17 protein-coding genes are annotated in these 19421 nt (G+C 67.2%); 6 read left to right on the top strand and 11 right to left on the bottom strand.

From position 1 onward, the window contains the following. Nucleotides 1-143 precede the first annotated feature (143 nt). The 4 genes from LOS78_RS20835 (at nt 144) to LOS78_RS20850 (ending at nt 6310) form a co-directional block, all read left to right on the top strand. On the top strand, nt 144-2234 hold the full coding sequence (locus LOS78_RS20835) for a hydantoinase/oxoprolinase family protein (RefSeq protein WP_371824733.1): 2091 nt from the start codon (nt 144-146) through the stop codon (nt 2232-2234). Between the two features lie 20 nt (nt 2235-2254). Further along, nucleotides 2255-4570, top strand: coding sequence for a hydantoinase B/oxoprolinase family protein (locus LOS78_RS20840; protein WP_230378589.1), 2316 nt, complete (start codon nt 2255-2257; stop codon nt 4568-4570). A 66-nt stretch (nt 4571-4636) separates the two neighbouring features. After that, nucleotides 4637-5137, top strand: a complete 501-nt coding sequence (locus LOS78_RS20845) for an acetone carboxylase subunit gamma (protein WP_230378590.1) — start codon at nt 4637-4639, stop codon at nt 5135-5137. 135 nt (nt 5138-5272) lie between these two features. After that, nucleotides 5273-6310 (top strand): zinc-dependent alcohol dehydrogenase family protein, encoded by a 1038-nt coding sequence (locus LOS78_RS20850; RefSeq protein ID WP_028713603.1) that lies wholly within the window; start codon nt 5273-5275, stop codon nt 6308-6310. Nucleotides 6311-6416: 106 nt separating this feature from the next. Here the strand turns inward: LOS78_RS20850 and LOS78_RS20855 are convergent, their stop codons facing one another. The 5 genes from LOS78_RS20855 to LOS78_RS20875 all read right to left on the bottom strand — a co-directional run bounded on the left by LOS78_RS20855 (nt 6417) and on the right by LOS78_RS20875 (nt 11125). Further along, a complete protein-coding gene (locus tag LOS78_RS20855) occupies nt 6417-7556 on the bottom strand; it encodes an ABC transporter permease (RefSeq protein ID WP_230378591.1) in 1140 nt (379 codons plus the stop codon). Then, complete coding sequence (locus LOS78_RS20860; protein ID WP_230378592.1) at nt 7553-8461, bottom strand: ABC transporter ATP-binding protein; 909 nt, start codon at nt 8459-8461, stop codon at nt 7553-7555. The genes LOS78_RS20855 and LOS78_RS20860 overlap by 4 nt, the downstream gene beginning before the upstream one ends. Beyond that, nucleotides 8458-9399, bottom strand: coding sequence for an HlyD family secretion protein (locus tag LOS78_RS20865; RefSeq protein WP_230378593.1), 942 nt, complete (start codon nt 9397-9399; stop codon nt 8458-8460). The genes LOS78_RS20860 and LOS78_RS20865 overlap by 4 nt, the downstream gene beginning before the upstream one ends. Continuing rightward, complete coding sequence (locus tag LOS78_RS20870; RefSeq protein WP_230378594.1) at nt 9392-10024, bottom strand: CerR family C-terminal domain-containing protein; 633 nt, start codon at nt 10022-10024, stop codon at nt 9392-9394. Before LOS78_RS20870 ends, LOS78_RS20865 begins: the two co-directional genes overlap by 8 nt. 222 nt (nt 10025-10246) lie before the next feature. Further along, a complete protein-coding gene (locus LOS78_RS20875) occupies nt 10247-11125 on the bottom strand; it encodes a LysR family transcriptional regulator (protein ID WP_028713599.1) in 879 nt (292 codons plus the stop codon). 120 nt (nt 11126-11245) lie between these two features. Here LOS78_RS20875 and LOS78_RS20880 point away from each other — a divergent pair, with 120 nt between their 5' ends. Both LOS78_RS20880 and LOS78_RS20885 read left to right on the top strand, forming a co-directional pair. Beyond that, nucleotides 11246-12484, top strand: a complete 1239-nt coding sequence (locus tag LOS78_RS20880; protein ID WP_230378595.1) for an aromatic ring-hydroxylating dioxygenase subunit alpha — start codon at nt 11246-11248, stop codon at nt 12482-12484. A 268-nt stretch (nt 12485-12752) separates the two neighbouring features. Continuing rightward, complete coding sequence (locus LOS78_RS20885) at nt 12753-13709, top strand: LysR substrate-binding domain-containing protein (RefSeq protein WP_036698341.1); 957 nt, start codon at nt 12753-12755, stop codon at nt 13707-13709. A gap of 45 nt (nt 13710-13754) precedes the next feature. On the opposite strand, the gene LOS78_RS20890 is transcribed toward LOS78_RS20885, so the two are convergent. The 6 genes from LOS78_RS20890 to LOS78_RS20915 form a co-directional block, all read right to left on the bottom strand. Beyond that, nucleotides 13755-15011 (bottom strand): TRAP transporter large permease, encoded by a 1257-nt coding sequence (locus LOS78_RS20890; RefSeq protein ID WP_230378596.1) that lies wholly within the window; start codon nt 15009-15011, stop codon nt 13755-13757. 12 nt (nt 15012-15023) lie between these two features. Further along, the gene (locus LOS78_RS20895; RefSeq protein ID WP_230378597.1) at nt 15024-15587 is read right to left on the bottom strand and encodes a TRAP transporter small permease; all 564 of its coding nucleotides are present in this window, start codon (nt 15585-15587) and stop codon (nt 15024-15026) included. Then, a complete protein-coding gene (locus LOS78_RS20900) occupies nt 15584-16552 on the bottom strand; it encodes a TRAP transporter substrate-binding protein (protein ID WP_230378598.1) in 969 nt (322 codons plus the stop codon). Before LOS78_RS20900 ends, LOS78_RS20895 begins: the two co-directional genes overlap by 4 nt. Before the next feature lie 61 nt (nt 16553-16613). Further along, a complete protein-coding gene (locus LOS78_RS20905; RefSeq protein WP_230378599.1) occupies nt 16614-17366 on the bottom strand; it encodes an SDR family NAD(P)-dependent oxidoreductase in 753 nt (250 codons plus the stop codon). Nucleotides 17367-17404: 38 nt separating this feature from the next. After that, complete coding sequence (locus LOS78_RS20910) at nt 17405-18439, bottom strand: transketolase family protein (protein ID WP_230378600.1); 1035 nt, start codon at nt 18437-18439, stop codon at nt 17405-17407. Further along, complete coding sequence (locus tag LOS78_RS20915) at nt 18436-19290, bottom strand: transketolase (RefSeq protein WP_230378601.1); 855 nt, start codon at nt 19288-19290, stop codon at nt 18436-18438. Before LOS78_RS20915 ends, LOS78_RS20910 begins: the two co-directional genes overlap by 4 nt. Nucleotides 19291-19421: the final 131 nt, after the last annotated feature.

Below are 19421 nucleotides of genomic sequence, written 5' to 3' on the forward strand. Positions count from 1 at the left end.
AACCGGACAACACGGCCGCCCCCCGGCACGACATCCTGACCCTACGCCACGGGAGGGTGGCGCAATGGGAGGAGAAAACCGTGCCATTGGACAAATCCAACAATCGCAAGGTGCAGGTGCTGGGCATCGATGCCGGCGGCACCATGACCGACACGTTCTTCGTCGATGCCGAGGGCGACTTCGTCGTCGGCAAGGCGCAATCGACGCCGCAGAACGAGGCGCTCGGCCTGATCGCCAGTTCCAGGGAGGGGCTTGAACATTGGGGCCTGACGCTGGAGGAGGCGCTGTCCGAAATCCAGACCGGCGTCTATTCCGGCACCGCCATGCTGAACCGCGTGGTGCAGCGCAAGGGCTTGCGCTGCGGGCTGATCGTCAATGCGGGGATGGAGGATTTCCACCGCATGGGCCGCGCCATCCAGGCCTATCTGGGCTTCGCCTACGAGGACCGCATCCACCTGAACACGCATTACTACGACGAGCCGCTGGTGCCGCGCCACCTGACGCGCGGCGTGATGGAGCGGGTGGACATGTCCGGCACCGTGGTCATCCCGCTGCGCGAGGACACCGCCCGCCAGGCCGCCCGCGACCTGATCGCCCAGGATGTCGAGGGCATCGTGATCTCGCTTCTGCACAGCTATCGCAATCCCGGCCATGAACGCCGGGTGCGCGACATCGTGCTGGAGGAGATCCAGAAATCCGGCAAGGCGATCCCGGTCTTCGCCTCGACCGACTATTACCCGGTGCGCAAGGAAACCCACCGCACCAACACCACGATCCTGGAAGCCTATGCCGCCGAGCCCTCGCGCCAGACGCTGAACAAGATCACCAGCGCCTTCAAGGAGAACGGCTCGAAATTCGACTTCCGGGTCATGGCGACGCATGGCGGCACCATCAGCTGGAAGGCCAAGGAACTGGCGCGCACCATCGTCTCGGGCCCCATCGGCGGGGTGATCGGGGCGAAATACCTGGGCGAGGTGCTGGGCTATTCCAACATCGCCTGTTCGGATATCGGCGGCACCTCCTTCGACGTGGCGCTGATCACCCAGAACGAGCTGACGATCCGCAACGACCCGGATATGGCGCGGCTGGTGCTGTCGCTGCCCTTGGTCGCCATGGATTCGGTCGGCGCGGGGGCGGGCAGCTTCATCCGGCTGGACCCCTATACCAAGGCGATCAAGCTGGGGCCGGACAGCGCCGGCTATCGCGTCGGCGTCTGCTGGGCCGAGTCGGGGATCGAGACCGTCACCATCTCGGATTGCCACGTCATCCTGGGCTATCTGAACCCCGACAATTTCCTGGGCGGGCAGGTCAAGCTGGACCGCGAACGCGCCTGGAACGCCATGAAGGAGCAGATCGCCGACCCGCTGGGCCTGACGGTCGAGGATGCGGCGGCGGGCGTCATCGAGCTTCTGGACAGCGACCTGCGCGACTATCTGCGCTCGATGATCTCGGGCAAGGGCTCGACGCCGGGCAACTTCGTCTGCTTCAGCTATGGCGGCGCCGGTCCGGTCCATACCTACGGCTATACCGAGGGGCTGGGCTTCGAGGACGTGATCGTGCCGGCCTGGGCGGCGGGCTTTTCCGCCTTCGGCTGCGCGGCGGCGGATTTCGAATACCGCTATGACAAGTCGCTGGACATCAACATCGCCAGCGACGCAAGCGCCGATCTGAAGGCCAACCAGGCCAAGACCCTGCAAGCCGCCTGGGAGGAACTGCGCGAGCGCGTGCTGGAAGAGTTCGAGATCAACGGCTACAGCCCCGACCGGGTCAAGCTGCAGCCCGGCTTCCGCATGCAGTATCGCGGCCAGCTGAACGACCTGGAGATCGAAAGCCCGATCACCGAGGCGCATTCCGCCGAGGACTGGGACAAGCTGGTCGAGGCGTTCAACGACACCTATGGCCGGGTCTATGCCGCCTCGGCGCGCTCGCCCGAGCTGGGCTATTCGGTGACCGGCGCGATCATGCGCGGCACGGTGCCGATCCCGAAGCCGAAGATCCCGAAAGAGCCCGAGGCCGGCCCGACCCCGCCCGAGGAGGCCAAGCTCGGCACGCGCAAGTTCTACCGGCACAAGAAATGGGTGGATGCCCAGCTTTACCGGATGGAGGCGCTGCAGCCCGGCAACCGCATCACCGGCCCCGCCGTGATCGAATCCGACGCGACGACCTTCGTGGTGCCGGGCGGGTTCGAGACCTGGCTGGACGGCCACCGCCTGTTCCACCTGAAAGAAGTCTGATTTCCCGGGGAGGAAACATCATGAACATGCAATCCAAAGTCGAGACGCGCGGCATCGTCCGCGGCGGCGAGACGCTGAAGCAGCACCGCGACCGGCTGATGGAGGCCACCAAGCGGACGAAACATTACGCCGGCCTCGACCGGCTGGAGCTGCGCGACAGCGATCCGATCAAATACAACAAGCTGTTTTCCCGCCTGCGGGCCGGGGTGGTGGACGCGCGCGAGACCGCCAAGAAGATCGCCGCCTCGCCCATCGTCGAGCAGGAGGGCGAGCTGTGCTTCACCCTCTACAACGCGGCGGGCGATTCGATCCTGACCTCGACCGGCATCATCATCCATGTCGGCACCATGGGCGCGGCGATCAAATACATGATCGAGAACGGCTGGGAGCAGAACCCCGGCATCAAGGACAAGGACATCTTCTGCAACAACGACAGTCTGATCGGCAATGTCCATCCCTGCGACATCCACACCATCGTGCCGATCTTTCACGAGGGCGAGCTGATCGGCTGGGTCGGCGGCGTGACCCATGTGATCGACACCGGCTCGGTCGGGCCGGGCTCGATGTCCACCGGGCAGGTGCAGCGTTTCGGCGACGGCTACTCCATCACCTGCCGCAAGATCGGCGAGAACGACGAGCTGAAGCGCGACTGGCTGCATGAAAGCCAGCGCATGGTGCGCACCACCCGCTACTGGATGCTGGACGAGCGCACCCGCGTCGCCGGCTGCCACATGATCCGCGACCTGGTGCAGGAGGTGATCGCCGACGAGGGCATCGAGGCCTATTGGAAATTCGCCTATGAATCGGTCGAACACGGCCGCATCGGCCTGCAGGCCCGCATCAAGGCGATGACCATCCCCGGCAAATACCGGCAAGTGGGCTTCGTGGACGTGCCTTATGCGCATGACGACGTGCGGGTGCCCTCCGACTTCGCCAAGGTCGACACGATCATGCATACCCCGTCGGAAATCACCATCCGCGGCGACGGCACCTGGCGGCTGGATTTCGAGGGATCAAGCCGCTGGGGCTGGCACACCTACAACGCCCATCAGGTCAGCTTCACCAGCGGCATCTGGGTGATGATGACGCAATCGCTGATCCCGACCGAGATGATCAACGACGGCGCCGCCTACGGGACCGAGTTCCGCCTGCCCAAGGGCACCTGGATGAACCCGGACGACCGGCGCGTCGCCTTCAGCTATTCCTGGCACTTCCTGGTCAGTTCCTGGACGGCGCTGTGGCGGGGTCTCAGCCGGGCCTATTTCGGCCGCGGCTACCTGGAAGAGGTGAACGCGGGCAACGCCAATACCTCGAACTGGCTGCAGGGCGGCGGCTTCAACCAGTATGACGAGATCCATGCCGTGAACTCGTTCGAATGCGCGGCGAACGGCGTGGGCGCCAGCGCGCATATGGACGGCATCAGCCATGCCGCCGCGGTCTGGAACCCCGAAGGCGACATGGGCGACATGGAGATCTGGGAGCTGGCCGAGCCGCTGGTCTATCTGGGCCGGCAGATCAAGGCCAGCTCCGGCGGCGCCGGCAAGTATCGCGGCGGCTGCGGCTTCGAAAGCCTGCGCATGGTCTGGAACGCCAAGGACTGGACGATGTTCTTCATGGGCAACGGTCATATCAGCTCGGACTGGGGGCTGATGGGCGGCTATCCGGCGGCCTCGGGCTATCGCTTCGAGGCGCATGACACCCGGCTTCAGGAGATCATCGCCGATGGCGGCGCCATCCCGCATGGCGGCGACACCGACCCCGAGAACCCAACCTGGGAGGCGATGCTGCCCGATGCGCGGATCAAGCGCGACAAGCAGGCCATCACCACCGAGGCGATGTTCAAGGATTACGACCTCTATCTGAACTACATGCGCGGCGGGCCGGGCTTCGGCGATCCCTTGGACCGCGAGCCGCAGAAAGTGGCCGACGACGTGAACGGCGGTTATCTGCTGCCCCGCTTTGCTGACAGCGTCTATGGCGTGGTGCTGAAGGGTGCCGGCGACGGCATGAAGGGCGTGGACGCCGCCGCGACCGAGGCCCGGCGCCGCGCCATCCGCAAGCAACGGCTGGAGGAATCGGTGCCGACGCAGGAATGGATGGCGGGTGAACGCCAGCGCATCCTGGCCAAGGAGGCCGGCGTGCATGTCCAGCAGATGTATGCCGCCTCCTTCAAGCTCGGCCCGCGCTTCGAACAGCAGTTCCGCAGCTTTTGGGACCTGCCGGTCGACTGGCGGCTGATGGAGGCCGACCTGCCGATCCCGTCCTACGGGCGCGAATACTCGATGGACATCTCGGAACTGCCGGACGTCCGGACCGTGCAATTCGTCGAGGAATGACGCCCGGGGCTGCGCCCGCCCCCTCGGGCGCAGCCGTTCTTTCAGGCCCATCCAATGGAGGAAAAGATGGCCTATACCAAAGCCAAGATCAAAGACCTGGTAGACGGCAAGATCGACCGCGACACGCTGCACACCATGCTGTCCACGCCCAAGGACCGCGAACGCTTCCAGATCTACCTGGAGATCCTGCAGGAACAGGTGGACTGGGACGACCCGATCATCCTGCCGCTGGGACCCAAGCTTTACATTGTGCAGCGCAAGTCGGACCGGAAATGGATGATCCGCAGCCAGGCCGGCCACGATTTCTGCGAATGGGACCAGAACTGGAAGCTGCACGCCCGCATCCGCGTGCGCGAGACCGCCGAAAGGATGGAGGAGCTTTATCCCCGCCTGATGGCGCCCTCGCCGGAATGGCAGGTGATCCGCGAATATTTCTGCCCGCTTTCCGGCGATCTGCTGGATGTCGAGGCGCCGACGCCCTGGTATCCGGTCATCCACGACTTCGAGCCGGATATCGAGACCTTCTACAAGGACTGGCTGGATCTGCCCGTCCCCGAGCGCGCCTGAGCGCGCCGTGCCTTGGGCGGCCATCCCCGGCCGCCCTTGCCCATGCGCGGATTTGTCCGAAATTCGGACGGGCCTTGGCCGCCGCGGCAGGGTAGAGTCGGCAGGAACGCGCGGATGCCAATGGAGGAAAAGGCCATGAAGGCATTGGTCTACAACGGTCCGGGCCAGAAGGACTGGGTGGAAAAGAACCGGCCGGCGATCCGCAAGCCGACCGACGTGATCGTCAGGATCACCAGGACGACGATCTGCGGCACCGACCTGCACATCTTGAAGGGCGACGTGCCCACGGTGACGCCGGGGCGGACCCTGGGCCATGAGGGCGTCGGCGTGGTCGAGGAGGTCGGCGAGGCCGTGCGCAATTTCCGGCCCGGCGACGCGGTGCTGATCTCCTGCATCACCTCTTGCGGGGCCTGTCCGAACTGCAAGCGCCAGCTTTACGCACATTGCGCGGATGGCGGCTGGATTCTCGGCCATCTGATCGACGGCACCCAGGCGGAATATGTCCGCATCCCGCATGCCGACAATTCGCTTTATCCGATCCCCGCCGGCGCGGACGAAGAGGCGCTGGTGATGCTGTCGGACATCATGCCGACCGGGCTGGAGATCGGCGTGCAGGCCGGCCGGGTCAAGCCGGGCGATACCGTCGCCGTGGTGGGTGCCGGGCCGGTCGGCATGTCGGTGCTGCTGACGGCGCAATTCTACGCGCCGGGGCGGATCGTCATGCTGGACACCGATCCCGCGCGGCTGGAGCTTGCGCGCCGTTTCGGCGCCACCGACACCATCCAGGTCGGGGCCGAGGACGCCGTGGCCCGGATCATGGAGCTGACCGAAGGGCAGGGCGTCGACGTGGCGATCGAGGCGGTGGGCGTGCCCGCGACCTTCGACATCTGCCAGAAGATCGTCTCGGCCGGCGGCAACATCGCCAATGTCGGCGTGCATGGCCAGCCGGTCGAGCTGCATCTGGAAGAGCTCTGGATCAAGAACATCACCATCTCGACCGGGCTGGTCTGCACCAATACCACGCCGATGCTGCTTCGCACCCTGCAATCGGGCCGGGTCGATCCGGGGCAGCTGGTCTCGCATCGCTTCCGGCTGGACGAGATCCTGCAGGCCTATGAGGTCTTCGGCAATGCCGCGCGGGAAAAGGCGATGAAGGTGATCCTGGCCGCCTGAGCAAGCCTGCCGGTCCCGGCCGCCCGCCGCCGGGACCGCACGGGGTGGAAAGGGTCCTTGCGGCGGCCGCGGGATCGGGTGCCCCGGTTCTTGTGCCGGCGGGCGCTCAGTCCAGCGTCCGGCGGAACCGCAGCAGGGCCAGCAGCCCCAGCACCGCCACCATGGCCGCCAGCGCCGCGAATTGCGGCGCGACATCGGCGAAGCCCGCGCCCTTCAGCATGATGCCGCGCACCAGCCGCAGCAGATGCGTCACCGGCAGCACCTCGCCCAGGGCCTGCGCCCAGCCGGGCATGCCCCGGAACGGGAACATGAAGCCCGACAGCAGGACCGAGGGCAGGAAGACGAAGATCGCGACCTGCATCGCCTGCATCTGCGTGCGCGCCACGGTCGAGATCAGATAGCCCAGCAGCACCAGCGCCAGCACGAAGACCATCACCCCCGCCAGCAGCAGGCCCAGCGAGCCGACGAAAGGCACGTCGAAGACCGCCCAGGCCGCCCCCAGGATGACAAGGACCTGCACCGCGCCGACGGCCAGGAAGGGGGTGATCTTGCCCAGCATGATCTCGGCCGGGGTGGCGGGCATGGCCAGCAGGTTCTCCATGGTGCCGCGCTCGATCTCGCGGGTCAGCGCCATGGCGGTCATCATCACCATGGTCATCTGCAGGATCACCCCCAGCAGGCCGGGGACGATATTGTATTGCGTGACGCCCTCGGGGTTGTAGCGGCGATGCACGATGATCTCCGGCGCGCGAGGCGCGACGATTTCGGGCGTGCCCTGGACCGGTTCGGCCGGCCGGTCGCGGCGAAAGGCGCTGTCGGCAAGGCGCGGCAGCGCGGCGATGGCGCCGCTGGTCGCCGAGGGGTCCGAGCCGTCCGCCTCGACCAGAATCTGCGGCCGGTCGCCCTGCTGCATGCGCCGGCCGAAATCGGCGGGCACCGTCACGACGAAGGAAACCTCGCCCCGGGTGATCAGCCGCTCGGCTTCCCCGGCCGAGGCCGCGGGATGGGTGATGCGGTAATAGCCGCTGTTCTCCAGCGCCGCGGCGAAGCTGCGGCCGAAGCGGTCCTGCGCCGGGGCGACCAGCGCCGCGGGCATGTCCCGCGGGTCGCTGTTGATCGCATAGCCGAACAGCAAAAGCTGCATGATCGGCACGCCCAGCATCATGGCGAAGGTCACGCGGTCGCGGCGCATCTGGATGAACTCCTTGCGCAGAAGCGCCCGCAGCCGTGTCGGGGAAAAGCTCATCGCATGTTGTCCTCGGAGAGCTCCATCAGCCGGATGAACACGTCCTCGAGGCTGGTCTCGGCCGGCCGGCCCGTCACGCCTTCGGCGGCCAGCGCGGCTTCGAGCTGCTTGCGGTCGGTGCCGGTCACATGCAGCGCGGTGCCGAAGGGCTCGACCTGCCCGACGCCCGGGGCCCGGCGCAGGCGCTCGGCCAGTTCGCCCGGCCGCGCCGATCGCACGGTCAGCGTCACCAGCCGCGCGCCCGCGATCACCTCGGCCACCGTGCCCGAGACCACCAGCCGGCCATAGGCAATGTAGTTGATGCGGTGGCAGCGTTCCGCCTCGTCCATGTAATGGGTCGAGACCAGCACCGTCATGCCCCCCAGCGCCCGGGCGTGGATCTCGTCCCAGAACTGGCGGCGGGCCTTGGGATCGACGCCGGCGGTCGGCTCGTCCAGCAGCAGAAGGCGCGGCTGGTGCATGATGCAGGCGGCCAGCGCCAGCCGCTGCTTCCAGCCGCCCGAGAGGCTGCCGGCCAGCTGCGTCCTGCGCGAGGTCAGGCCCAGATCCTCAAGCGTGTCGCGCACCGCCTGCCGCGGCAGGCCGTAGAGCCCGGCGACGAAGGCCAGGTTCTCCTGGATGGACAGGTCTTCGTAGAACGAGAATTTCTGCGTCATGTAGCCGACCTGCCGCCGGATCGCGCGCTGCTGGCGGCGCACGTCCAGGCCCAGCACGGTGCCGCTGCCCGCATCGGGCGTCAGCAGGCCGCAGATCATGCGGATGCAGGTGGTCTTGCCCGAGCCGTTCGGCCCCAGGAAGCCGGCGATCTCGCCCTCGGCCACCCGCAGCGCGACGTCGTCCACCACCCGCCTGCCGCCGAAGGATTTCGTCAGCCCGGTCACGTCGATGGCCGTCGCCCCGGTCATGGCGCCTTCCAGACATCGACGATCTGGCCGGGCTTCAGCGCGCTGCCGGGATCGGGGCGGGCCTCGACCAGATAGACCAGCTTCTGCCGGGCGTCGCGGGCATAGATGACCGGCGGGGTGAACTCGGCCTCGTCGGCGATGAAGGAAACCGTGGCGCTGCCGGACGTGCAGCCGTCGCAGCCGACCCGCAGCCGCATGCCCGGCGACAGCGCGGCCAGATCGGCCTCGGCCACATAGAAGCGCAGCGTGACTGCGCCCTCGGGCAGGAAGGACAGCACCGGGGCCGACGGCCCGGCAAGCTCGCCCCGATGCCGCAGGATGTCGGTGACGGTGCCGGAGGCGGGCGCGGTCAGGCGGCGCTGCTGCAGCTGCCATTCCATCGCCTGCCGGTCGGCCCGGGCCCGGGCCAGCGCGGCGCGGGCGGCGGCGATGGCATCGGGGCGGGCGGGCAGGCGGGCGACGGCCAGCCGCGCCTCGGCCTCGCGCATCGCCGCCTCGGCCATGTCGGCGGCAGCGCGGGCCTCGTCCCGCTGCGCGGGCGAGCTGACGCGCTGCGCCAGCAGCCGTTCCTGCCGCGCCGCCTCGCGCGCCGCGCGCTCGGCATTGGCGCGGGCCGAGGCGAGCGTCGCCTCGACGGCGGCGATCTCGGGCTGGCGCCCGCCCTTTTCCAGATTGGCCAGCTCGCTGGCGGCGCGGGCCTCGGCGGCCCTTGCCGCGGCCAGCGCCAGCGCGGCGTCGCGGCTCTCCAGCATTGCCACGGCCTGCCCGGCCTCGACGCGGTCGCCGCGCTGCACGGCCAGCGTTTCGACCCGCGCCGTCGCCACCGGGGCGATCTGCACATACTCGCCCTCGACATAGCCGGTGCCCAGGGGCGGCGGTGGGCCGCATTGCGCAAACAGCGCCGCCAGAAAGGCGAGCGAGCAGATGAGATCAGCCATCCCCGCCCCCGGTCATCCGGTCCAGATTGGTCAGCATCCGCCGCGTGATCGCCCGCGCCTCGGGCCGCGCATAGTGCCGCCAGCCCATGCGGCGCTGGACGATGGGCGCGGCGACGCGGAAATAGACCGCCTGCCCGACAAGCGAGAACACGGCCAGCTTCACCTCTTCGGATTCCGCCGGCGCGCCGGTCGCGGCGGACCACAGCGCGCAAAGCGCCCGGTGCCGGGGCTCGACCAGCGTGGCATAAAGCCGGTCCAGCACCGGGCTGCCCGGCTCGGCCAGCTCGCGCAGGACGAAGGCCACGGCATCGCTGGCGCCGGGGCTGACGATCATGAAGGTGACGATGCGGCGCACCAGCCGCCGCAGGATCATCCGGGCCTGGCGGGGGTCCGGCCGGTCCTGCAAGCCGGGCAGGGGCCGGGCGACCTGCGCCACCTGCTCGGCCACCGCGTCGGCGCAGGCGATGCGCAGCCCGTCCTTGCCGCCGAAGTGATAGGCGATCGACGAGATGTTCGTCCCGGCCTGCGCGGCGATGGCGCGCGTCGAGGCGGCCTCGAATCCGCCGCGCCCGAATTGCTGCAGGGCGGCCCGGATCAGCGACATGCGGGTGGGATGCGGGTCCATGCCGGTCTCGCGCTGTATTCAATCAATCGCTTGATACAGGATTTTCCCCGCCGAGTCGAGCCCGCCGAGTCAAGCCCGGTGTGGGGCTCCCGATGCGGGGCTGTAGGGCGGCGCGTCGCGCATCTCCGCCGCGCGGGGCCGGTCAGAGGCCCGGCGGCGGGGGGAGTTGCGCCATACCGGGGCGCGCGTCGCCTGCCACTTGTGGGCCTCGCCGCCCTTGCCTCAGGCGTTCCGCACCAGCCAGTCGGCGAACAGCCGGGCCTTGGCCGAGGCGCGGGGGCTGATGGCAAGGGAAAACCCTGCCGGCGCGGGCACGCTTTCGGGCACCAGTTCGACCAGCCGCCCCTCGGCCAGCAGCCTGGCCATCAGCCCCTCCCAGCCCAGCACCGCGCCGACATCGTCCTGGGCGGCCTGCAGGGCGATCATGTGGTTGTTGACGAACAGGCTGCGGCCGGACGGGGCCGGCTGGCCGAGTTCGGAAAACCATTCCGCCCAGCCGGGCCAGGCATTGTCGTCGTCGTTCAGGTGGATCAGCGGGGCGCGCAGCAGGTCGCCGATTCCGGCGATGCGGTGGTTTTCGGCAAAGCGCGGCGTGCCATAGGCGCGGATGCGGTCGCGGAAGATCTCGCGCCGCTCGCCGCCGTCCTGGCCCGGCCGGACATAGCCGATGCCGATGTCGTGCCGGCTGGCCGCCCGCGGCACGTCGCTGACGATCTGCGAGACGGTGATGGCGGGATAGGCCTTCCAGAAGGCGGTGATCTTCGGCGTCAGCCACAGGGCGCTGACCGCGGTCGTGGCGCGGATGGTGACATCGACCGCATCGGGGCGGGCGCGCAACTGGCCGACCGTGTCCGAGATCGTCTCGAAGCCGCGCTGCAGGGCGACCAGCAGGAAGGCGCCCTTCTCGGTCAGCTCGACCCCGCGATGCCGGCGGAGGAACAGCGCGCAGCCCAGATCCTGCTCCAACGCCTTGATCTGGTGGCTGATGGCGGCGGGGGTGACGTTCATCTCGCGCGCCGCCGCCTTGAAACCGCCGTTGCGCGCCGCGGCCTCGAAGCAGATCAGCGCGGTCATCGAAGCGAAGTCGTAGGGCCGAGCCATGCGCCTCCTGCGGTCTTGGATTAGCTGAAATAATCCAAGGTGAATTTTAATGCCGTTGTCAAGCCGGCGCATCCGGGGGAACGTCAGGGCAGATTCACCCTCATCCCCTGGAAGCCGAACATGTCCGCCACCAACACGAATCTGCATGACCTGCTTGCCCGCCGGATTCCCGGACACGCGCTGGAACAGCCCTTCTATACCTCGCCCGAGATCTATCAGCAGGATCTGGAGCATATCTTCTACCGCGAATGGCTCTATGCCATCCCGGCCTGCCAGCTGGTCAAGCCCGGCAGCTACGCGACGCTGCGGGTCGGCGCCTATAACATCGTCATCGTCAAGGGCCGCGACGGGGAAATCCGCGCCTTCCACAACTCCTGCCGGCATCGCGGCTCGATCGTCTGCAAGCAGCGCGAGGGTCAGGTGGCCAAGCTGGTCTGTCCCTATCACCAATGGACCTACGACCTGGACGGCAAGCTGATCTGGGCCAACAGCATGGGCCCCGATTTCGACCCGACCCAGCACGGGCTGCGCGGGGTGGCGCTGCGCAACCTCAAGGGGCTGATCTATATCTGCCTGTCGGACAACCCGCCGGATTTCGAGACCTTCGCCCGCCAGGCCGAGCCCTATCTGGCGGTCCATGACCTTCAGGACGCCAAGGTCGCCTACAGCTCCTCGATCATCGAGAAGGGCAACTGGAAGCTGGTGTGGGAAAACAACCGCGAATGCTATCATTGCAGCGGCAACCATCCGGCGCTGTGCCGGTCCTTCCCGCTGGATCCCGAGGTGGCGGGGGTTTCGGCCGACGGCTCGATCTCGGCGCGGTTGCAGACGCATTTCGACGCCTGTGCCTCGGCGGGCGCCCCGGCGCAGTTCCTGCTGGGCGGCGACGGCCAGTTCCGGCTGGCGCGGATGCCGCTGCAGGAAACCGCCGTCAGCTATACGATGGACGGCAAGGCGGCTGTGACGCGCCAGCTGGGCCGCGTCGCCAAGCCCGACGCCGGCTCGCTGCTGGTCTTTCACTATCCCTCGACCTGGAACCATTTCCTGCCGGATCACTCGCTGACCTTCCGCGTCACCCCGATCAGCCCGACCGAGACCGAGGTGACGACCACCTGGCTGGTGCACAAGGATGCGGTCGAGGGGGTGGATTACGATCTTCAGCGCCTGACCGAGGTCTGGATCGCCACCAATGACGAGGATCGTGAGATCGTCGAGACCAACCAGGAAGGCATCTTCTCGCCGGCCTATGTTCCCGGCCCCTATTCGCCCGACTGGGAAAGCGGCGTGATCCAGTTCATCGACTGGTATGCCGCATGGATGGAACGCAGCCTCGCCCCCAGCCGCATGGCGGCCGAGTGACGATGAACCCGCCGCGGGCCTTCTGAACGGGAAGGCGCCTCGCTCCTGCCGAGGCGCCGGATGGGACGGTCTTCTGCTTCCCTGGCCCCTCCGGCGCGCTTTTCAGCTACCGGTGCCGGGGGCTGCCTGAAAATCCGGGCCCGGGGCGTCCATGCGTCCGCTGGCCGCGCAAACCCCTTTGCTGCCGGCCGCAGATAAGCCAGACTTACCTGTCTGTGCATTCCACCTGAAGAGCAAAGCTGTGGCCCGCGACCTCAATCTTCTGTCCATGGCGCATTTCGAGGCCGTCGCCCGGCTGGGCGGGGTCATGCGCGCCGCCGAGGAATTGCAGGTCTCGGCTTCGGCGGTCAGCCAGCAGATCAAGCTGCTGGAGCAGAATCTGGGCGTGAAGCTGTTCCATCGCGAAAAGCGCCATCTGCGTCTGACCATCGACGGCGAGCGGCTGTTCCAGACCACCTCGCAGGCCTTCCAGTCCATCCGCGAGGTCCGCGCCGCCATCATCCGCCAGCGCGAAACGCATAATCTGTCGATCCGGGTCAGCCCGTCCTTCGGGGTGCGCTGGCTGGCGCCTCGACTTGCGGATTTCTGCCGCAGGCATCCGGAATGGGATGTCCGGGTCGATGCGACGCCCAATTTCACCGAATTCGACACCGAGGTCGTGGACATGGACCTGCGCTATGGCGAAGGCGACTGGGAGGGGCTGCATACCGATTGCGTCGTGCATGATTTCGTCTTTCCCATGTGCTCGCCCGCCTATCGCGAGGAGTTGCGCAGGATCTCGGACGACCCGCGCGAGCAGCTGCGCCATGCAAGGCTGATCGACAGCGTCAAGGCCTATTACCGCTGGGATTACTGGCTGCCCCGCAACGGCGTGCAGGGCACCTCGATGTCCTATCCCTGCCGCTTCGACCGGTCGAGCATGTCGGTGCAGATGGCGATGGACGGCGGCGGTGTGATCCTGGACAGCATGACGCTGGCCTTCGAGGAATTGCGGCGCGGCGATCTGGTGCCCTTCTCGACCGCGTTCGAGGTGATCGAGTTTCCGGGATACTGGATCGTCTGCCCGCATCGCCATGTGGGACGCCGGGCGGTGCGGCTGTTCTCGGACTGGGTCAAGGACAGGGGCCGCCAGCATATGCGCGAGGCGCGGGCCTGGCTGGAGGAACGCGGGCACCGGACCCGCTTCGAGCGCCGGGCGGCCTTCGTCACGTCCGAGGAGCGATGAAGGAATGCCGGGCGATGATGCCCGGCATTCCCGGTTTCCGGCCGCTCAGTAGATCGTCAGGGCCGGGATGAAGGTGAAGGCCAGCAAAAGCGCCAGCGCCACCAGATAGAAGGGCAGCAGCGCCCTGGTGGTCTGGCCGATCCCCGTCCGCGCGATGGCCATCGAGATGAACAGCGTCGTCCCGACCGGCGGCGTGTAAAGCCCTATCGACAGGTTGATCACCATCATCAGCCCCAGCTGCACCGGGTCCAGCCCGATCGTGTTGCCGATGGTCACGAACAGCGGCGCCAGCAGCAGCACCGCGGCAGGCAGGTCCAGGAACATGCCGACGACCAGCATCACCAGGTTCAGCGCGATCAGCACCATCCACGGTTGCGTCAGGTGGGTCGAGACGAAGCCGGCCAGGTTCTGCGGCACCTGCTCGGCGGTCAGGATCCACTGGATCGTGCCCGAGGCCATGATGATCAGCATCACCGCGCCGGTCATCATGCCGGTATCGACCAGCGCGTTCCAGATCAGCCGGGGCGTCACGTCGCGATAGAAGAAGATGCCGATCAGCAGCGCATAGGCGACAGCCATGACGCTGACCTCGGTGGGCGTGGCGATGCCGAAGCGCAGGGTGCCGATGATGAAGATCGGCATCAGAAGCGCCGGCAGCGCGAAGACGATCTGGCTTCTGAAGGCGCGGAAGCCGCCGGGCAGCGGTGCGGCGGGCAGGCCGCGGCGCCTGGCGACGAACCAGACCATGGTCATCATGCCCGCGGCCAGCAGCAGGCCCGGCAGGATGCCGGCGACGAACAGGTCCACGATCGAGACATTCGCCACCAGCCCGTAGAGGATCAGCGGGATCGAGGGCGGGATCAGCACCGAGATGGTCGAGGACGAGGCGTTGATCGCCGCCGCGAAAGGCGCGGGATAGCCGTCGCGCACCTGCACCGGGATCAGCGCATTGCCCATGGCCGAGGCATCGGCCACCGCCGAGCCCGAGACGCCGCCGAACATCACCGAGCCGAGGATGCTGACCTGCCCCAGCCCGCCGCGATAGCGCCCGACGATCAGCCGCGCGATATTGACCAGGTATTCGCCGAACTTGCCGTGCATCATCAGCGAGCCGGCCAGGATGAAATAGGGGATCGCCAGCATCGGAAAGGCCTGCGTCGGCGCATAGAGGCGCTGGGCGATCACCGCCAGCGGCTTGCCGTCCGCCAGCAGCGCCAGCGCGGTGCCGCCCAGCATGGCATGGGCCACCGGCACGGACAGCGCCATCAGGCCGAAGAATGCGATCACGAGAATCGGGGTCATTCCGGGTCCTCCTCAGCTCAGGCTCGAAGCGGTTTCGACATTGCGCAGCGTCCGGCCCATCAGCGCGGCGATCAGGTCGCAGGCGCAGATCACGGCGATGCCGCCGAAGCCGTAGACAAGGCTGGCATAGCCCCAAAGCTGGCTGATCCCGCCCAGGGCGCTGAGACGCTGGTATTGCGCCGCGCGGATGATCGGGAACGCGGACCAGACCACGAAGACCGAGATCAGCAGCGTCAGCACCGAGACGAGGATGAACAGCACCCTGCGGCCGCTGTCGGACAGCAGGTCCGGCAGGATGGTGATGGCGATGTTGCGGCTGTGGACGGTGGCGATCACCACCCCGCCGGCGATCATCCAGGGCAGCAGGATGGCATGGATCTCATAGGCCCAGTCCAGCCCCTGGCCATAGACATAGCGCAGGACGACATTGGCCATCAGCCCCACGAAAAGCACGATCAGGGTCGCGACGCAGACCAGCCGCCCCGACATGTCCAGCGCCGCGACGATGCCGCGCAGGACGGGGGGCGCCGGGCGCCCCTCCTTTCCGGCGGTGTCGGGATGAAGCGCGCCGGTCATTTTGCGGCCTCGGCGATGATCGCATCGACCAGTTCCGGGAAGCGGGCGCGATATTCGTCATAGACCCCCGCCGTCGCGTCGATGAAAGCCTGACGATCTTCGAGTTCGGTGACGATGGCGCCCTCGGCCTCCAGCTTCTGGCGGACCTCCACCTCCTGCTCTTCGGCAGTCTGCCGCTGGAACGCCGTCGCCTCGTCGGCGGAGGTCTGGACGCAGGCCTGATCCTCGGGCGACAGCGACGCCCACCAGGCCATGCTGGCCAGCAGCGGCGAGGTCTCGTATTTATGGCCGGTCAGCGAGATATGCCTGGTGATCTCGTGCAGCTTGGACGAATAGATGTTCGTCAGGGGGTTCTCCTGCGCCTCGAAGACCCCGGATTGCAGCGCGGTCGGCAGTTCCGCGAAGGTCAGCGGCGCCGGGTTGCCGCCAAGCGCCTTGAAGATCGCGATGGTCATGTCGTCGGGCGGCGTGCGGATCTTGACGCCCTTGAGGTCGGCCGGCGTGGTGATCGACCGGGACAGGTGGCTGACATGGCGGATGCCGTTGTCCCAGAAGCCCAGCAGCTTCAGCCCGGCATTCTGCGCCCTTTCGTCGATCTGCGCCTTGATCTCGCCGTCGATCGCCTTCCAGGCGCTCGGCGCATCCGCGAACAGGAAGGGCAGGCCGATCACGTTCAGTTCCGGGACGATCTGCGCCGTGGCGCCCTGGCTGTTGGCGGTGATCTGGATCACATTGGCCGAGGTCGAGGTCAGCGCCTCGACATCGTCGCCCATCGTCGCGGCGCCCGCCACGTTGACGGTGATGCGGCCCTGGGTGCAGGCCGACAGCTTTTCGGCGAAGAACTCGGCCGCCAGCGAGCGCGGATTGCCCGGCGGCTGCGCATGGGCCAGGATGATGGTATCGGCGGCGGCGGCACCGGCAAAGACGGTGCCGGACAGGATTGCCCCAAGGATGGTGCGGTTCATGGTGTTTCCTCCCAATAAGCAGATGATGGGGCCTGCCGCCTCCTCGCGGCAGGCCTTTTTTTCAGTGAATGAGCGAGCCGCCGTTCACGTCGACCTCGGTTCCCGTGCAATAGGACGCCAGATCCGAGGCCAGGAACAGGCAGCAGCCGGCCACGTCGCGCGCCTCGCCGGCGCGGCCCATCGGGATGCCGGCAAGGATGCCGTCCATCATCTCGGGCGTCAGCTTGCCGGCGGTGATGTCGGTGGCGATGAAGCCGGGGCAGACCGCGTTCACGCGGATGTTCTGCGGCGCCAGTTCGCGCGCCATGGCCTTGGTCAGGCCCAGCACGCCGGCCTTGGCCGCCGAATAATGCGGACCGCCGAAGATGCCGCCCCCGCGCTGCGCCGAGACCGAGGACAGGTTGACGATGCTGCCCGCCTTCCGTTCGCGCATGGCGGGAATGACCGCCTGGCTCATGTAGAGCGTGCCGCGCAGGTTCACGTCCAGAACCGCGTCATAGTTTCCGGGCGCGATATCCATGATCTTCAGCGGCTGGGTGATGCCGGCATTGTTGACCAGCACGTCGATGCGGCCCCAGCGTTGCAGCAATTCGTCCGCTGCGCGTTTGCAGGCGTCAAGGTCGGTCACGTCGCAGGCCAGCCCGACATGGCCTTCGCCCAGATCGGCCGCGGCGGCCCTGGCCTGATCGGCGTCCAGGTCCAGAATGGCGACGGTGGCGCCATGTTCGGCAAAAAGTTGCGCCGTGGCCTTGCCCAGGCCGCGCGGCGAGGCCGCTCCGGTCACCACCGCGAATTTTCCGTCCAGCAGGCCCATGGCCTTCTCCTCCTGATTGTCTGAATTGGGGGGCCGGCTTACAGCCAGCCCTTGATGCGTTCGGTGATCTTGCCGACCGTCAGCCCATACATCTCGTGCAGGGTCGGCAGGGCTCCGGCCTCCAGGAACTGGTCCGGCAGGCCGATCATGCGGAAGGCGGGGGTGACGCCGTTGGTCAGCAGCGTAGTGGCGACCGCCTCGCCCAGGCCGCCAACGACGGTGTGGTTCTCGGCCGTGACGACCAGCCGCCCGCCCTTGCGCGCCTCGGCCAGGATCGTCTCGGTATCCAGGGGCTTGATCGTCGGCACATGCAGCACCGCCGCATCGACCCCGTCCCGGGCCAGCGCCTCGGCGGCATCCAGCGCGCGCATGGTCATGAACCCGGTCGAGACGATCAGCACGTCCCCGCCCTCGCGAATTACCTGCGCCTTGCCCAACTGGAACCTGTAGTCCGGCTTGTGGCGGGTCAGAACCGATGGCACCTTGCCGCGCGGCAGGCGGCTGTAGACCGGGCCGTCATGGGCGGCGATCTGCGGCACCATGCCGATGATGTCGTCGGCGTCGCAGGGATCGATCACGGTCATGTTCGGCAGGCCGCGGAAGATCGCCAGATCCTCGGTCGCCTGATGGCTGGGGCCGTAGCCGGTGGTCAGGCCCGGCAGGGCGCAGACGATCTTGACCGGCAGGTTCTCCTCGGCGATGGCCATGGCGATGAAGTCATAGGCGCGGCGGCTGGCAAAGACCGCATAGGTCGTCGCGAACGGGTTGAAGCCCTCGCGCGCCAGCCCGGCGGCGGCCGACATCAGCAACTGCTCGGCCATGCCCATCTGATAGAAGCGGTCGGGCATCGCCTGCGCGAAGATGTGCAGGTCGGTATATTTGGCCAGGTCGGCGGACAGGCCGACGATCCTGTCGTCCTTCTGCGCCGCCTCGACCAGCGCATGGCCGAAGGGCGCCGCCACGGTGTCATAGCCCTCGGCCGCCAGCGAGGCGATCATCGCCGTGGTGGCCACGCGCGGCCCCTCGGGCAGCTTGCGCGGTTCGTATTTACGCTTCATGGATGCCAGCGTCATTGCGGTTTCCCCTCTTCCAAGACGGCCAGGGCCTTGGCCCATTCATCCGCCTCGACGCGGACGAAATGCGTGATTTCGCGTTTCTCCAGGAAATCGACGCCCTTGCACATGGTGGTGTCGAAGATGATGACGCGGGGGCCGGGGTGGTCGGTTTCGCGTGCCGCGTCCAGGGCCGCGACGACGGCCGCAAGGTCGTTGCCGTCGACCCGTTGCGCGTGCCAGCCGAAGGCCTGCCATTTGGCACGCTCGTCGCCCTGGGCCAGCGCGGCGGTCGATTTGCCGTCGGCCTGCTGGTCGTTGAAATCGACAAGGCAGATCAGGTTGTCCAGCCGGTGCTGGACGCCGGACATCACTGCCTCCCAGGTCGATCCCTCGCCCAATTCGCCGTCCGACATCAGGTTGTAGACGAAGGCCGGGCTGTTCTTGCGCTTCAGCCCCATCGCCATGCCGACGGCGATGCCCAGCCCGTGACCCAGCGAACCGCCGGTGATCTCCATCCCCGGAGTATAGGAGGCCATGCCCGACATCGGCATGCGGGAATCATCCATGCCGTAGGTCTCAAGCTCTTCCTCGGGCAGGATGCCGGCCTCCATCAGCACGGCGTAAAGCGCGATGGCGTAATGCCCGATCGACAGCAGGAAGCGGTCGCGGCCTTCCCATTCCGGGTTTCGGGGGTCGTAGTTCAGGGCGTGGAAATAGGATGCGGCCAGCACATCGGCCACGCCGAGCGCCTGGCCGATATAGCCCTGTCCCTGCACCTCGCCCATCAGCAGGGCCTTGCGACGAATATTCCATGCCCGCAGCGCCAACGAAACGTTGGACGCCGCAGATACGCGGCTTTGATCTGTCATGAATTCCTCCCATCGGCTTGGGCCGTGAGAGCAAGCTTGCGCCGAATCAGGCCCGTAGTCTTGTATGTTTTCTTTACAGTTTGTGAAGGTGAGCTTCAGATATCCGCAAGCCGGCCTGCCCGCGCGGGACG

Origin of the sequence: Paracoccus sp. MA (assembly GCF_020990385.1) — a bacterium.
GTDB lineage: Bacteria > Pseudomonadota > Alphaproteobacteria > Rhodobacterales > Rhodobacteraceae > Paracoccus.